Genomic DNA, 14,658 nt, shown 5'->3' with positions numbered 1-14,658 from the left:
CGCCGGCGGCGCTGCCGTCCTACCGTGGTGGAAAGCCTTCAAGGAGGACACCATGACAACCCACGCCCGCCGCCGCACCCCCGACAGCCCACTCAGCGCCGCAATGCTCGGCCTGGAAGGCGCCTCTGCGCTCGACCCCGTCGTCGATGTCGCGCAGCCGCTGATGGACGCCGTCACCAGTGATGAGACCGTCAAGGACGCGCTTCAGGGCCGTTGGCTGGGCCACGCCCTGCACCCCTTGCTGGTCATGGTCCCGCTGGGCGCCTGGATCAGCGCTGGCGTCGTCGAGTTCGCCGGCACCGACGAGGACGGGCGCAGCACCCAGTTGCTGACGGCCCTGGGCATCGCGGCTGCGGTTCCCTCAGCCATCACCGGATGGGCCGAGCTCGCCGAGGGCAACCGCCGCGAGAAGCGGGTCGGCGTGGTGCACGCCCTGGCCAACCTCACCGCACTGGGGCTGGAGATCGGCGCCTGGGCCTGCCGTCGACGGGGCAATACCGGACGCGCCAAGCTGCTCTCCGCAGGCGCCCTCAGCGTCGTCGGTGGTGCGGGCTACCTGGGCGGCCACCTGGCGGTGGCACGCGGGGTGGGCACCAAGGATCGAGCCTTCGAGTCCAGGCCCGCCTGAGCCTCAGCCTGCGGACGGGGACCCGACGCTACGCCGGAGTTTGTTGCTGAGATCGGCCATGGCCTGACGTAGTTCCGGGCCACCCTCGACGCGGAAGTCGTGCGGAATCGCCGCCAGGTATTCGGCGGCGTACATGCCCGGATTGTCGGTGCTGCCTTCGAGGACGCAGCCCTCCGGGTGCTCGCTGAGCCTCCCCATCGACGCACCGATCCAGGAGCGCACTGCCTCCAGGGACGCCTGGAAGACCACGCGGGTGGAGTGTTCCCAGCCTCGGGCGAGGTGCTCTTCCAGGGCCTGCACGGGGTCGAAACCGTCCGGTAGCGAGAAGGATTCGCCGGTCTGGGCGACCTCTGTGATCCGGTCGACGCGATAGGTGCGCACCGCATCGACGCGGTGGGAGTGGCAGATCAGGTACCAGCGGCCGTAGCGCACGACCAGTCCCCACGGGTCGGCCTCTTCGCTCCACTCGCGGCTCTCGGTGCGATACGTGATCTGGACGCGGCGCTGTTCGGAGAGGGCTTCAACGAGGGCGCTGGCGACGGCCGGGTCGGGGCGTGCGGCGAGCCGGTCAGGTGCGACCGCGGCATGGTCGCGCAGCTGGGCGGCCTGTCGTGACACGGTGTCGGGCAGGGCCGCGATGAGCTTGCCCAGGGCGGCGCCGACGGGTTGGGCCGGGTCGGCGACAGCGTGGTTGCCGTCCAGGACGGCCATCACCAGACCCAGGGCTTCGGTGGCGGAGAAGATCAGCGGGGGCAGGCGCAGGCCGCGCCCCAGGCGGTAGCCGCCGTGGGGACCGCGGGTTGACTCGACCGGGACGCCGACCTCTCGCAGGGTGGTGACGCATCGTCTGGCCGCTCGCTCGGAGATATCGAGTCGTCGGCCGACCTCGGCCGCGGTGATGCCCGGATTGTTCTGCACCAGTTCGAGGACGAGCAGCACGCGAGCAGTCGGGCCGGCGTCGGGGAACATGAATTCAGGTTGCCACGGATTCTGACCATTTTTCGTCCGGAATGCTGTCTAGCGTGGCGATCATGGACATCATCCTGATTGCTGGAATGTGGCTGGACGGCCGTGCCTGGGCCGAGGTCGTCCCCTTCGTGGAGGAGCACGGCCATCGCGCCGTGCCGATGACGCTGCCCGGCCAGGGAGCCTCGACCGAGGCGACCCTGGAGGACCAGATCACCGCCGTGACGGCGGCGATCGACGAGGCGCACGGGCCGGTCATGGTCGTGGGCCACTCGGGCACCTGCACGCTGGCCTGGCTCGCCGCCGACCGTCGCGTCGACAAGGTGGCCAAGGTGGCGATGATCGGCGGCTTCCCGGAGGCCGAGGGCGCGCAGTACTTCGGCTACTTCGAGCCGAAGGAGGGCCAGGTCACCTTCCCCGGTTGGGAGCCCTTCGAGGGCGACGACGCGGGTGACCTCGACGTCGACATGCGGGCACACATGGAATCGATCAGCGTCCCCGTGGCCGAGGACGTCACCTCGTCGACCGTGCACTACACCGATCCGCGCCACAACGCCGTGCCGATGGTGCTTGTGTGCCCCGAGTACACCCCGGAGCAGGCACAGGAGTGGGTTGCCAGCGGCGACGTCCCGGAGCTGCAGAACGCCGCCGATCTGACCTATGCGGACATCGATTCCGGCCACTGGCCGATGTTCAGCAAGCCGAAGGAACTGGCCGACCTGCTGGCCGGCCTGGCCGGAGGTGCACGATGAATTTCGCGAGCTGGGAGCCGCCATTCAGCGGCTCGGAATCGGAGCACCTCATCGGGATGCTCAACCGTCTGCGCGCCACCTTCCGCTGGAAGGCGGATGGCTTGACGGTCGAGCAGCTGGGCCAGCCGATCCCGTCGTCACAGCTGACGATTGGTGGGTTGCTGCGCCACCTGTCGATCTGCGAGGACGACATCTTCGCAGGGAAGATCGGCGGGCAGCGCCCCGAGGCTCGCTCCGCGATGCCCGAGGACGCCGACGAGGACTGGCAGTTCACGGTCTTCCCCGACGACACCGCCGAGGCGCTGTACCGGGCCTACGACGTGGCAGTGGCCCGCTCGCAGAAGCGGTGGGCCGAGATCATGCTGCAGGGACGCCTGGACTCCCCCGCCTCGCTGTCCTTCGGCGACATCCACCCGAGCGTGCGGCGCGTCGTCTGCGACCTCATCGAGGAGTACGGCCGGCACACCGGCCATGCCGACCTCATCCGTGAGTCCATCGACGGGCTGGTCGGCGAGGACCCGCCGTCGGACTGGAGCTGGCCAGGAGCGCTGCGCCAGGGCTAGCGGCCCCCAAACTCGACGTCGTCGGGACCCGAGCCGGACCGCTCGTCCCGGTTCAGCCCGGTGAGCGCCTCCATCGCCTCGTCGTCCATCCGGTCGACGACCGCCAGTGCGCCCGCGTTCTCGACCATGCGCTCCCTGGAGGAGGACTTCACCACCAGCGACTCGCCGCGCGCGAGGTGCCAGGCCAGCACAGCCTGAGCGGGAGTGCAGTCGAGGCGTTCGGCAACCTGGCCCACCACGAAGTCGTCGAGCACTGTCCCGCGGGCCAGTGGCGACCAGGCCTGGGTGACGACGCCCAGCTCGGCATCCACCTGGCGAACCTCGTCCTGGGTGAGGTAGGGGGTGACCTCGACCTGGTTCACCGCCGGCACCTCGGTGGTGGCGTCGATGATGGCGCGCAGGTGCTGGGGCTGGAAATTCGACACCCCGATCGCCCGGGCGCGTCCGTCATGGAGGAACTCACACACCGTGCGCCAGCGCGAGACGTAGTCGGTGGTGTTCGCCATCGGCCAGTGGATCAGGTACAAGTCCACCTGCTCCAGCCCGAGCGAGTCGAGCGAGCGGGCGAAAGCATCGCGGACCTGCTGCGGCTCGACGTCGGGGTTGTTGAGCTTGGTGGTGACGAAGACCTCCTCACGGGGAAGTCCGCTGCTCGCCAGCGCCCGCCCGACCTCGGCCTCATTGCCATACATGGTCGCGGTGTCGATGAGCCGGTAGCCCACCTCGAGCGCTTCGGAGACCACTCGCTCGGTGACCCCCGGCTCCACCTTGTAGGTACCGAAGCCGAAACGGGGCATCTCGACAGCGCCGCGCAGGGTCACGCTGGGGCCGGGCAGGAGGGAAGAAGTGTGGTCCATGCCCCCATCCTGCCCGGTCCCCATCACCTATCATGGAGGCCTGAGGGAATGAGGGGACGCGAGTGAGGCCGGGCCGCGTCCGAGCCGCCGACCCCGGAGTACCTCGTGAACACCACCCTTCCATCCGCCACGCTGCGCTCGGCGGGCGGTCTTCCGTTCCTGATCACCGCTCTGCTGGGGCGCCTGCCCGCCGCCATGGTCCAGCTCGGTTACCTCATGGTGCTCAGCCAGAGCGGCTATGGTCTGGCGACTGCCGGTCTCGCCGTGGGCGCGGTCGGTCTGGGCACCGCGACCGGCGCCCCGGCGGTGGGACGTCTGGTGGACCGCTTCGGCCCACTTCCCGTGCTGAGCGGCGCCACGGCGCTGTCGGCCCTCGGTCAGCTCACCTTCATCGCCCTGCTGCTCCGCGACGCCCCGGCTGCTCCCCTGCTGGGCTGCGCAGCGATCGTGGGCCTCGCCAACCCGCAGATCGGACCGGTCGCCCGCAGCCACTGGTCCCACCTGGCGGTGCGCCTGCGTGCTCCCCACCTGGTCAACCGGGCCATGGGCTACGAGGGCGCGGTGGATGAAACCAGCTTCGTGGTCGGGCCGATCCTGGCCAGCCTGCTGGTGAGCCTGTTCGGCCCGGCTCCGGCTGCGGCCACGATCCTGGGCTGCACCCTCGCCCTGCAGGGGCTCTTCCTCGCCCATCTGTGGCTGGATCGCGCCAACTGGCACCAGGAGGCGCCGCACGCCGCCACCCACGCCACGTCTGCTTCTGCCGGTACGAGGATTCTGTGGCCGATGGCCGCCTGCCTGGGGGTGGGCATCATGTTCGGCTCCACGCAGACCGCGCTCACGGCGCTGTTCGAGCAGCGCGGCACCCCGGCCCTGACCGGCATCATCTATGGCTGCGTGGGCATCGGCAGCGGTATCTCCAGCCTCGCCGCCGGGCGACTCCCGCGCGGGTGGGCGATCCCGGTGCGCATCGGCGGCGGCGCCCTGGCGATGATCGCGGGCGCCCTGGCGATGCTGCAACTCCCGTCCGCGGGCGTCGCGGCTCTCGTGGCGCTTGTCCTGGGCGCGGGCGCTGGCATCGTCCTGGTCAGCGCCTTCAGCTGGATGGAACGCATCGCTCCCCGCGACCGGGTGGCCACCATGATGACCCTCCTGGCGACCTGCCTCACGCTGGGCGTGAGCGTCGGCGCCGCCATCGCCGGACGCCTGGCGCACGTGCCTGCGCATGGCTTCTGGCCCGTCGCCGCCTCGGGCGTCCTCGGTCTGGTGGGTGCGCTGGGCATGCACCTCTCGCGTGGACGCAGGCAGCCGGGCGTGGTGTGATCGCTGCATGCCGCACACCGTCACCAGCCCTGGGGGCCACTGCCCCACCGTCAGCGCGTGGATCATCCGTGCCGATCTCGGGCCCGAACCACGGCTGCTGGTGCACCTGCACAAGCGCTACGGCATCCTCGTCCAGCCCGGTGGCCATGTGGAACCCGACGAGCACGCCTGGAAGGCCTGTCTTCGCGAGATGCGTGAGGAGGCCGGGTACGAGCCCGACCAGCTGGCCGTGTTGCAACCCTTCCTGATGCCCGAGCAGCCGGCGTCCAACGTGCTGACCCCGACCCCACTGCTGCAGAACTGCCACCTGGTCGACCCCGATCGGGGGACGCGCCACTGGGACACGGTCTTCGCGATCGTCACCGATGGGCCCCCGCGTCACTCCCCTGCGGAAGGAGAGTCCGAGGACCTGCGCTGGATGACGGTGGCCGAACTGGCCGCCGACCCGACCGCAACACCGGACGGGCCAGTGATCGCGAGGCACGCCATCGATGCGCTCTCGACCTGGCATCGGGTGCCAGTGGTGACCTTCCCAGGGGGGTGAGATCCTCAGTCGCAGCGCGCGGTCAGCGGCAGGATGTTCCCATGACGGAAAAGAAGACAGCCCAGAAGAAGACCGCTGCCGGGAAGAACACGTCTGCGAAGAAGGCTGCCGCTGCGGATGACACCGGGATCTCCGCGGAGGAGAGGGCCGCGATGAAGCAGATGGTGGCCGAACGCAAGCGCACCGCCGCCGGGAAGAACACCGAGCAGGACGTGCTGGACGCCATCGCCGCGATGGACGACCATGACCGCCCCATCGCCGAGGGCCTCCACACGCTGGTCAAGGAGATCGCGCCGGACCTGAACTGCCGCACCTGGTATGGCTTCCCCGCCTACGGCGAGGGCAAGGAGGTCCTGTTCTTCTACCAGTTCGCGGGCAAGTTCAACACCCGGTACGGCACCCTCGGTTTCAACGACAAGGCCCGGCTGGACGATGGCGACATGTGGCCGGTCACCTTCGCCCTGACCCAGTGGAACGATGCGGTCGAGAAGAAGGTGACCCAGCTCATCACGCGCGCACTGGGCTGATCCGCGTGCACAGGCGTCATCGGTGGACGACCACCTTGTCGCCCAGGCGCACCTGGCTGAACAGCCACGCGATGCCCTTGTCGTCGCGCATGTTCAGACACCCGTGGGAGCCCCCGTTGGAGTAGCCCATTGTCGGCCCCACGCGGTGACATCCTCACCACCATCCCCTGGCTGATGGTCCACCCCCGGGCCTGAACGGATGGGACATCCCTTCATGAGAGCAACCCCACCTCCACCCACCCCACGGCCCCATCGATCGCCATGTCGAGATGGTCTCAGCCGTCGCCTCGGTCGAGCCGGCCCACCGGATGCAGGGCGGCGACACACCACAAGGCTGGTCATTTGCCATCGCAAACGACCAGACTCGCTTTACGCCGGCTCAGCGCACGTTGAGCTCCCCCACGAGGACGCAACGCCTCCGCCGCGCGAAGCTGCGGGCTGAGGTCAATCCCTCTCCGGTCGGGCCGGCGATGGTAAAGGTGGAGAAGCCCTCTCCGCCGATCCCGAGGCCCGCAAAGGAGGGGCCGTTCTTCACGAAGATGGTCGTCTGGATGAGCCGGCCCATTTTGGTGAGCTTGGTGACGTCGCGGGAGTGCATGATCGCCGTGTGCCGGTTGCCATGCTCCAGCTCGATCGCCAATTCGATGCCGGTGTCGACATCGGGCACCCGGACGATGCCCAGAATCGGCATCATCAGCTCATGCTGGACGAAGGGATGGTCCTTGTCGACCTCGGCGATGATGAGCCGGGTTCCGGGACGAGGGGTGACCCCGATGGCTTCGAGCAACACGGCGGCATCCTTGCCCACCCACTCGGTGCGTGGGCCCGATCCCCCCTCTTTCAGCACCAGGTCCTCCAGCGCCTTGAGCTGGGCGGCATCGGTGATTTCATGCGCCCCACATTTGGTCATCTCGAAGCGCAGCAGGTCAGCGATCGCATCGCAGGCGATGACCTCCTTCTCCGCGGTGCAGGGCAGGTTGTTGTCGAAGCTGGCGCCGTCGACGATGTCCTGGGCCGCCTTCTCGATGTCAGCAGTCGCATCGACCAGCACCGGTGGGTTGCCGGCCCCGGCCCCGATCGCCTTCTTGCCCGTCGACATGACGGCCTTGACGATGCCCGGTCCACCGGTGGCGACCAGCATCCGCACCCCGGGGTGGGCCATCATCGCGTTCGTGTTCTCGATCGAAGGCTCCCGAACGGTGACCACCAGGTTGGCTGGGGCACCCTCCTTCGCCAAGGCCTTGTTGATCTCCTGCACCAGCCACAGGGTGATCTTCTTCGCCCGCGGATGGGGGCTGAAGACCACCGAGTTACCAGCCGCCAGCATCCCGATGGAGTTGCAGATGACGGTCTCCGTGGGGTTGGTGGTGGGGGTGATGGCCCCGATCACGCCATAGGCCGAGTACTCCACGGTGGTCAGCCCGTCGTCGCCGGACCAGGCATCGGTGACGAGGTCTTCCACGCCGGGGGTGCCCTCGGCGGCGTAGCGATTCTTGATGATCTTGTGCTCGACATTGCCCATGCCGGTCTCCTCGACGGTGCACCGGGCCATGTACTCCAGGTGTTCGGGCCGACTGGAGACCTCGCGAATCGCCTCCACGTACCGGCGACGAGCCTCCAGCTTGCACTCCAGATACTGGCGCTGGGCCACCTCGGCCGCGGCCACCGCATCGTCCATGCTCTCGAAGATGCCCAGCTCCGAGCTGCCTGCGTGCTGCTGGCCGGCCGCAGACTGCTGGCCGCCCGCAGACTGTTGGGCCGTGATCTCCTCCATGATGCGCCCCACCAGCGTGGCGATCAGTTCCTTGTCGGCGTCCATGTCGATCAATTCCTCTCCATTGCAGCACTGATGGCATGGCCGGCGATGGCCATGTCCTCCTCGACGGTCCCGCCGGAGACACCGATGCCCCCGGCGATCGCGCCGTCAACGAAAATGGGGTAACCGCCCCCGAAGACGCAGATGCGCCCCGAGCTCGACCCCTCCAACCCGAACAGGTCTCCGGACTCCTTGGCCCGGTCCTTCATCTCGTGGGTCGGCGCCCGAAAGGCCGACGACGTCCAGGCCTTGTCCCCGGCCAGCGCGATGCTGGCAAGCAGCGAGCCCTCCATCCGGTGCAGCAGCACCGGGTTGCCGGCGGCATCGACGGCGACGAAGACGATCGGCACGCCCATCGCCTCAGCCTTCTGCTGGGCGGCAGTGGCCATCGTGGTCGCGACGGCCAGGGTGAACTTCCGCAGCCCGCCATGGCCGGGGTCAAAGCCGGTGGCAGCCCCCAGGGCCTGTTCCACGGCAGCACGCACAGTGGCCTCGACCTGGTCACGGGTGAAGCGTTCCTCGCACACCCTCGCGATGGCGTACAGGCAGTCGGAGAGGCGGTTGAGGTACTTGACCACTTCGGGGCGCACGGGACTGGTCTCGGCGGCGCTCAGCACGCGACGCTCCGCACGACGGACCAGGGTGCGGGCCACGTGCAGGCTGCCTGAGCTCTCGTTGCGACCCGGCACTACGAAATGGCGGGGCGGTCCTGTCTCGGCCAGACAGGTGTCGATGAGGGCCTCCAGGTCGGCGACGTCCTTGGCGTCGACGAGTCCGTCGAGCTGCGTGGCCCCCTTCTCGTCGCTGGCCAGCTCGGCACCGACGGTGAACAGTCGCTGCTGGATATGGTGGAGCTGGTCCTTGAGCGCCTCGTCCTCGAGGCGTGACTTGGCCAGCCCGATCATGGCGTTGGCCTCGTCGATCGTTCCGTAGGCCTCCACCCGTGACGACTGCTTGGCGACCCGGGAACCACCGAACAGGCCGGTGTCGCCCTTGTCACCGGTGCGTGTGTAGACGGCGGGCATCGTCAGCTCCTGTCGATCTCGACCGTGTCGACGATGCCAACAATGGTGGCGTCCACCGGGCAGTCGCGTCCCTGCAGGGCATTGCGGGCCGAGCTGCCCTTGACGATGATGACGGTCTCCCCGTTGCCGGCACCGACGGTGTCGACGGCCACTTCCGGCAGTCCGGCGTCGTGGTCGTCGACATCCAGGCGCTGGGTCACCAGCAGCTTGAAGCCGACCAGCCCGGGATCCTTGCTCGTCGACACGACCGTCCCGATCACTTTGGCGAGATACATCTCAGTGCTCCTGTCGTTCGATGCGGATGCCGCGAGCTGCGGCCTCGTCCTTGGCCAGTGCTGTCACCAGCGCCTTGCGGGCCACCTTCAACACGCCGCCGTCCGGAACTCCTGCCAGCAACGCATGGCTGACCAGGTCGGGCAACGCGGTCCGGGGCTCCGCACGGCCGGGGACAGGAGCGCCGTCCAGCCGGGCCCATGCGGCAATGACGGCGTCGTGCAGGCCGTCGACGTCGGTGAGCTGGACGCCGAAGTCGGCCAGCGCCTGCAGATTGCGCCGCAGCACCTTGGCGAAGGCTGGAGGGATGTCGGGAAACCAGGCCCGCTTCTCGGCGTTGTCGGGGCAGGCTGCCGTGCGCACGGCCACGATGGGGCGGTTCAACAGGATGAACTCGTGGATGACATTGGTTGCCAGGCTGTCGGCCATGCCGTGGGCGACCTTGGCTGCGCAGTTCACGGTGAGCGTCGGGATGATCAGCATGGGGTGGTCGCTGACCAGGTTCTGGGTCACTTCCTGGCCGAGAGGCGCGATCTTGTGCTGTTCGAGGAAGCGCTTGGCGCTGTCGGTCTGGATGATGTCGAGTTCGACACCGGCGTCCCGAACACGCTCGAGCTGGCGCACCGACTCGTCGAAGCCGAGCCAGGCGCCGTTGAAGAGCACCAGCGCCCGACGGGCGGTCGGGGACAGCCCCGCGGCGATGTTGGGCTGGCTGGCCATCACCTCCAGCACGGTGCGGCGCACGATCTCCCTCAGTTCCTGTTCTGTCATCCCCGGTTCCTCTTCTCCGACGGGGTGGGAATGGTGGCGGGCATCGGGATGCCCAGCGGTGTGACGAAGAGCGGGTTGGCGGGGCGGATGACGGTGCATCCGAGCACCTCGGCGAAGACCTGTTCGGCCTTCGGGTGGGAGGCCGAGCCACCGACCAGGTGGACGACCTCGACGTCCTGGCCCTGCAGCACGTCACGGGCGATCAGGGCCATCTTCTCCAGGGTGGGGCGGATCAGACCGAGGACCATGTCACGCTTCCCAGGGTTCTTCTTGAGCTTCTCGGCCTCCTCATAGGAGATCCCGAGAGAGCCGGCAACCACCAGGGTCATGTGGTGACCTCCGGTGGGTTCGTCCTCGCTGACGGCGACCTTGCCGTCGCGCAGGATGGAGACGCCGGTGGTGCCGTGGCCGACGTCGATGACGGCGCCGTCCAGCAGCCCGAGCACACGCGCCGCGGCGACGGGCTCGTCGACGACCTCGTCGGTCTCCATGCCGGCTGCTTCCAGCACATTGGTGAAGACCTTGGCGGTGCCGGCGCTGATGCCCGGGGGCACCGCCACCGAGGCCTTCGTCACCTCCAGCCCCAGGCGCTGGAAGAGGCCGTCCTTCAGACTGGTCACCGCATGGACGGCACCCTGCCAGTCGATGACGATGCCGTCGCGCACCACCGTGGACTGGACCAGGCCGCCGGCGACCGGCTCGCCGAACTCGTCAACGGCCGACAGGACGATGTTCGCGGTGCCCAGGTCGACCCCGAAGCGCACGGGACCGCTCCCCCGCTCCACCTCACCGGTACGAACCAGTGCGGCGAAGCGGGAGATGCGGTCAGCGGGCGCGGACATCAGCAGATCCCGTCAACCAGGATCGTGACCCTGTCGCCACTGCGGACACCCACGGCATTGGCCTCGTCGGTGTCCAGGTGGACCTCGCTGGTGAAGTTGTCCTTCACCCGGCAGATCACGTTGTCGAGCACGGCGGCCCGATCACCCTCGATGCGCACGCTGACCAGGTCCTGGTCCTTCACGCCGAGTCGGCGCGCATCCTCGGGGCCGAGGTGCACGTGACGAGCGGCGATGATGGCGGCGTGGTCGAGGTCGACCCGACCCTTCGGTCCGATGATGGTGATCGGGGCAGCATCGTCGAGGTGACCGGACTGGGCGACCGGGGCCTTGATGCCCAGGGCATAGCAGTCGGTCCGGCTGAGCTCGACCTGCGAGCGGCTGCGGCACGGGCCCATGACCCGCACCCTGTCCATCATCCCCTTCGGTCCGACCAGGGTGACCACCTCATTGGCGGCGAACTCACCGTGCTGGACGACATGGGCCTTCACCGTGGGGGCGTCGGCGCCGAACAGCGTCCGGAAGTCCTCGAGACTGAGGTGGACGTGCCGGTTGGAGACGCCGAGCAGCACCCGGCGCGGGTCGGCGTGCTCGCGCAGCGCCTCCACCACCAGTCGGGTGACGCGCTCGACGAGCTCCTGGTTGGCTGCGGTCATGATCAGCTCTTCGGCAGGAGCTTCTCGGTGTCATTGTGGGGCCGCGGGATGACATGGGTCGAGACGACCTCACCCACCGCGCGCGCTGCCACCGTGCCGGCGTCCACGGCCGCCTTGACGGCACCGACGTCGCCACGGACCATGACGGTGACCAGGCCGGCGCCGATCTTCTCCGACCCGATCAGGACGACATTTGCCGACTTGACCATCGCGTCGGCGGCCTCGACGGCCCCGACGTATCCCTTGGTCTCGACGAGACCCAGTGCTTCACTCATTCCTTTTCGCTCCTTGCGTTGGGTGTCGACGACCGGTTGGTCATCGACGGGCGGGGTGACCTCAGTGGGCCTTTCATCCGGCGAGGACGCCGGTGCCTGTGGGGCATGCTTGACGGTCCGTGACCGTCGCGTCGTTGCACTGATGGCTACTTCTCCTCTCCCTGGTCATCGACGGGCTCCGCCGACGTGGCGGGCTCATCAAGCCGTGCTTGGGAGTCATCAGGGCTGGGCACCTCGGGCTCGGCCACCGGGTCACGGGTGGACTCGGCATCGGAGGTGGCCAGCTCGTTCGGGGCCTCTTCACCGAGGATCTGGGCGATGCGTTGGGGGTCGAGGCCCACTGTGTCCCGGGAGTAGACCAGCTTCACGATCTGGTCACTGGGGCGAGCGATGATCGAGGACCGGGCGACCTTGCCGACCCGGGTGGCGGCCACCTTCGCCGCGGCCACAGCTGCCTTGACGGCGCCGACCTGCCCGACGAACTTGACCGCGACGTACCCGCCGCCACGGGCCAGCTCGTAGCCCAGCAGCACCACGTCGGCGCTCTTGGCACCGGCATCGGCTGCGGCGACGGCCGTGGGCAGCCCGATGGTCTCGACCTGGCCCAGGGCCAACTGCTGCTTGCTCATGCTTCTCTCCTGTCACGGAAGGCGATCGGGACGTGCGCCAGGGGCAGGCGCTTGACGATGCGGGCGGCATTGCCGCCCAGGGTGCGGTCCACCTCGGCGGACCGGTTGAACCATTCGGCCAGGTAGGGGCGGCCGGCCGGGAGCTTGTCGGTGGTGACGACCACGTAGTCGAGGCTGACGCCGATGCCGACGCCGAGCACCGACCGCAGGCTCGCCTCATGGGCCAGGGCCAGGGGGTTGAGCTCCTCGGCGCTGAACTGCTCCACCGGCACGCCCTGCTCCTCCAGACCCAGCAGCAGCGGCACCAGCTGGTGGTCGCTGATGCGCTCGTTGCGCGCCAGCATGATGGTGGGGCGGGGCAGTTCCTCGTTGCGCGGGCGTGCCATCACTGCCCCCAGGAGAGGACCAGGCCGGTGGCCACCGCGTTGCGGGGGCCCTCGGTGCCGCGGATGTTGGCCCGACCGGCGACGACACGGTGGTCGGCGAGCGCACGGGTGACCAACTGGGGGATCTCGAAGTCCATGGCCGAGCCACCCACGAGCACCACGAAGGCGATGTCGCGGACGTTGTTGGTGGGGCTGACGCGTTCCAGGGCTCGGATGGCATTGGTGACGAACACCCGCTCCTTGGCGCGGATGCGCACCTGACGGATGTGCTCCACCGGCTTGTCGAGGTCGAGGGGCACCATGCCGTCGGGCTTGAGCACCACGGTGCGGGCGAAGACCGAGGGCGGCAGGGGCTCGTCGAAGAACTCGACGGTGCCGTCCTCGTGGCGGATGTTGAACAGGGACTCGACCTTGGCGAGCGGATGACGCTTGATGTCCTCGGCGGTGTCGAAGAGTTCCAGCCCGAGTTCGGACTGGATCAGCAGCGTCACCATGTTGCCGGCCCCGGCCAGATGGATGGAACGCCCCTGGCCGTCGGTGCGCAGCACGGCGGCGTCGGTGGACCCGGCCCCCATGTCCAGGATGGCGATGGGCACGTCGGTGCCCGGCGTGGTGAGGGCGCCACGGATGGCCATGTCGGCCTCGACGCCGCCGACCTCCACCGGCATGCCGATGCGATCGGTGAGCTGGGTGGCGATGCTCTGCATCTGCAGGCGGTCGGCCTTGACCATGACGGCGATGCCGACGGCGGCCTCCATGGAGAATTCGTTGGCGAGGCCACCGCTGACGACCTGCGGAACCTGGGTGTCGACGGCCAGCAGGTCGTTGATGCGGATGTCGCGCGGCTGGGTGTTGGTGAGGTTGCCCATCACCACCCGGACCTTCTCCATCATGCCGCCGACATTCGTTCCTGGTTCCCCGCGGATGTCGGAGACGTCGGTGAGCCGACGCGAGGTGGTCATGATCTCCTCGGCGCCGCGGTCGACGTCGACCTCCAGTGACTGGGGCTGGCCCTCGAAGATGAGCTTGCCGGCGGGGATGCGGCGCTCCTTGACGTCGCCGGCCGGGGTCTTGATGACGACTGCGGAGCGGTTGCCGACCAGGGAGCGGGCGATGGGCACCACGGAGCGGGTGTCCTCGGCGCCCAGCCCGAACAGGGTGGCGATGCCGAAGGGATTGGCCAGGGTCTCGATGATGTGGCCCGGGGACGCCACCTCGATGGCGGCCAGCATGCCGCGGGGCACCTTCTCGATCAGGCTGACCTCGTCGACGATCGGCATCTTGTGGGCGAGGCGGTTGTGCACCAGCACGCCGTCATCCCGCTGCAGGACCGCACCGGTCACCTCGAGGTGGGTGGCCTCGTTGATGAGGCGGGCGATCTGGTCATGGTCGTGGCTGCGGTCAGCGACCACGATCCAGGGGCCGCGGCCGCGTTCGGAGGCCAGCGCGTCCACGTCGATGGTGGTGCCAACGCCGATGCCCAGCCCGCCGGGCGTACTCGGGTTGTGACCGATCATCGTCGACTCGGTGATGATCGTCTCGGTGATGGTCTCCATGGCCACGTCGCCGATGACTGGTGCAGCCTCGTTGATGCGGATGCGGGAGAGGTCCTCGATGCGGTGCCCCGCACGCTCACAGGCAACGGTCAGCGCCTGGAAGACACCGTTGACGTTCTCCGAGGTGCCCTTGATGCCGGTGGTGGGGATGATCGAGCTGGACAGGAACTCGGGCTTGCCGGCGGACACGTCCGCCAGCGCCACCTCGGTGGTGGCGTTGCCGATGTCGACCCCTGCGACGAGCTCCATTGCCCTGTCCTTTCGATGCTGCTGGT

General features: G+C 68.6%; 19 protein-coding genes. 6 read left to right on the top strand and 13 right to left on the bottom strand.

What is annotated here, in order from left to right; genetic code table 11:
* Window positions 1-52: 52 nt before the first annotated feature.
* A complete protein-coding gene (locus M3G03_RS02185) occupies window positions 53-628 on the top strand; it encodes a DUF2231 domain-containing protein (protein WP_259807761.1) in 576 nt (191 codons plus the stop codon).
* A 3-nt stretch (window positions 629-631) separates the two neighbouring features.
* Here the strand turns inward: M3G03_RS02185 and M3G03_RS02180 are convergent, their stop codons facing one another.
* Window positions 632-1,597, bottom strand: a complete 966-nt coding sequence (locus M3G03_RS02180) for a YafY family protein (protein ID WP_259807760.1) — start codon at window positions 1,595-1,597, stop codon at window positions 632-634.
* A gap of 62 nt (window positions 1,598-1,659) precedes the next feature.
* Here M3G03_RS02180 and M3G03_RS02175 point away from each other — a divergent pair, with 62 nt between their 5' ends.
* Together M3G03_RS02175 and M3G03_RS02170 are read left to right on the top strand one after the other, a co-directional pair.
* On the top strand, window positions 1,660-2,346 hold the full coding sequence (locus M3G03_RS02175) for an alpha/beta fold hydrolase (protein ID WP_259807759.1): 687 nt from the start codon (window positions 1,660-1,662) through the stop codon (window positions 2,344-2,346).
* Window positions 2,343-2,909 carry a DinB family protein gene (locus M3G03_RS02170; RefSeq protein ID WP_259807758.1) on the top strand — a complete coding sequence of 189 codons (567 nt, stop codon included), beginning with the start codon at window positions 2,343-2,345 and terminating at the stop codon, window positions 2,907-2,909. Before M3G03_RS02175 ends, M3G03_RS02170 begins: the two co-directional genes overlap by 4 nt.
* On the opposite strand, the gene M3G03_RS02165 is transcribed toward M3G03_RS02170, so the two are convergent.
* The gene (locus M3G03_RS02165; RefSeq protein WP_259807757.1) at window positions 2,906-3,766 is read right to left on the bottom strand and encodes an aldo/keto reductase; all 861 of its coding nucleotides are present in this window, start codon (window positions 3,764-3,766) and stop codon (window positions 2,906-2,908) included. The two genes, M3G03_RS02170 and M3G03_RS02165, sit on opposite strands and share 4 nt — an antisense overlap.
* A gap of 105 nt (window positions 3,767-3,871) precedes the next feature.
* Between M3G03_RS02165 and M3G03_RS02160 the strand changes: the two genes are divergently transcribed.
* From M3G03_RS02160 to M3G03_RS02150, 3 genes are read left to right on the top strand one after another with little or no spacing between them, the layout of a single operon-like run.
* The gene (locus M3G03_RS02160) at window positions 3,872-5,086 is read left to right on the top strand and encodes an MFS transporter (protein ID WP_259807755.1); all 1,215 of its coding nucleotides are present in this window, start codon (window positions 3,872-3,874) and stop codon (window positions 5,084-5,086) included.
* Window positions 5,087-5,093: 7 nt separating this feature from the next.
* Complete coding sequence (locus M3G03_RS02155; protein WP_259807752.1) at window positions 5,094-5,630, top strand: NUDIX domain-containing protein; 537 nt, start codon at window positions 5,094-5,096, stop codon at window positions 5,628-5,630.
* Between the two features lie 41 nt (window positions 5,631-5,671).
* Entirely contained in the window at window positions 5,672-6,157 is a 486-nt protein-coding gene (locus tag M3G03_RS02150) for an iron chaperone (RefSeq protein WP_259807751.1), read from the top strand.
* A 16-nt stretch (window positions 6,158-6,173) separates the two neighbouring features.
* On the opposite strand, the gene M3G03_RS02145 is transcribed toward M3G03_RS02150, so the two are convergent.
* From M3G03_RS02145 to M3G03_RS02095, 11 genes are all read right to left on the bottom strand, one after another.
* Window positions 6,174-6,299 (bottom strand): L,D-transpeptidase family protein, encoded by a 126-nt coding sequence (locus M3G03_RS02145; protein WP_259807750.1) that lies wholly within the window; start codon window positions 6,297-6,299, stop codon window positions 6,174-6,176.
* A 237-nt stretch (window positions 6,300-6,536) separates the two neighbouring features.
* Window positions 6,537-7,976, bottom strand: coding sequence for an aldehyde dehydrogenase family protein (locus M3G03_RS02140; protein WP_259807916.1), 1,440 nt, complete (start codon window positions 7,974-7,976; stop codon window positions 6,537-6,539).
* Between the two features lie 5 nt (window positions 7,977-7,981).
* Window positions 7,982-8,998, bottom strand: coding sequence for a cob(I)yrinic acid a,c-diamide adenosyltransferase (locus M3G03_RS02135; RefSeq protein WP_259807749.1), 1,017 nt, complete (start codon window positions 8,996-8,998; stop codon window positions 7,982-7,984).
* A 2-nt stretch (window positions 8,999-9,000) separates the two neighbouring features.
* Window positions 9,001-9,273: a EutN/CcmL family microcompartment protein gene (locus tag M3G03_RS02130; RefSeq protein WP_259807747.1), complete on the bottom strand. Its 273-nt coding sequence runs from the start codon at window positions 9,271-9,273 to the stop codon at window positions 9,001-9,003.
* 1 nt (window position 9,274) lies between these two features.
* On the bottom strand, window positions 9,275-10,042 hold the full coding sequence (locus tag M3G03_RS02125) for a flavoprotein (protein WP_259807746.1): 768 nt from the start codon (window positions 10,040-10,042) through the stop codon (window positions 9,275-9,277).
* Window positions 10,039-10,884, bottom strand: a complete 846-nt coding sequence (eutJ, locus tag M3G03_RS02120; protein WP_259807744.1) for an ethanolamine utilization protein EutJ — start codon at window positions 10,882-10,884, stop codon at window positions 10,039-10,041. The genes M3G03_RS02125 and eutJ overlap by 4 nt, the downstream gene beginning before the upstream one ends.
* Entirely contained in the window at window positions 10,884-11,537 is a 654-nt protein-coding gene (gene pduL / locus M3G03_RS02115) for a phosphate propanoyltransferase (RefSeq protein ID WP_259807742.1), read from the bottom strand. Before pduL ends, eutJ begins: the two co-directional genes overlap by 1 nt.
* Before the next feature lie 2 nt (window positions 11,538-11,539).
* A complete protein-coding gene (locus M3G03_RS02110; RefSeq protein ID WP_259807741.1) occupies window positions 11,540-11,812 on the bottom strand; it encodes a BMC domain-containing protein in 273 nt (90 codons plus the stop codon).
* Window positions 11,813-11,958: 146 nt separating this feature from the next.
* The gene (locus M3G03_RS02105) at window positions 11,959-12,441 is read right to left on the bottom strand and encodes a BMC domain-containing protein (protein ID WP_259807740.1); all 483 of its coding nucleotides are present in this window, start codon (window positions 12,439-12,441) and stop codon (window positions 11,959-11,961) included.
* Window positions 12,438-12,827: a glycerol dehydratase reactivase beta/small subunit family protein gene (locus tag M3G03_RS02100; protein ID WP_259807739.1), complete on the bottom strand. Its 390-nt coding sequence runs from the start codon at window positions 12,825-12,827 to the stop codon at window positions 12,438-12,440. The genes M3G03_RS02105 and M3G03_RS02100 overlap by 4 nt, the downstream gene beginning before the upstream one ends.
* On the bottom strand, window positions 12,827-14,632 hold the full coding sequence (locus tag M3G03_RS02095; RefSeq protein ID WP_259807738.1) for a diol dehydratase reactivase subunit alpha: 1,806 nt from the start codon (window positions 14,630-14,632) through the stop codon (window positions 12,827-12,829). The genes M3G03_RS02100 and M3G03_RS02095 overlap by 1 nt, the downstream gene beginning before the upstream one ends.
* Window positions 14,633-14,658 lie beyond the last annotated feature (26 nt).

Origin of the sequence: Aestuariimicrobium sp. p3-SID1156 (assembly GCF_025144225.1) — a bacterium.
Classification (GTDB): Bacteria; Actinomycetota; Actinomycetes; order Propionibacteriales; family Propionibacteriaceae; genus Aestuariimicrobium.
Note: the sequence above shows the minus strand (reverse complement) of the source record. Positions and strands in the feature narration are given on the sequence as shown.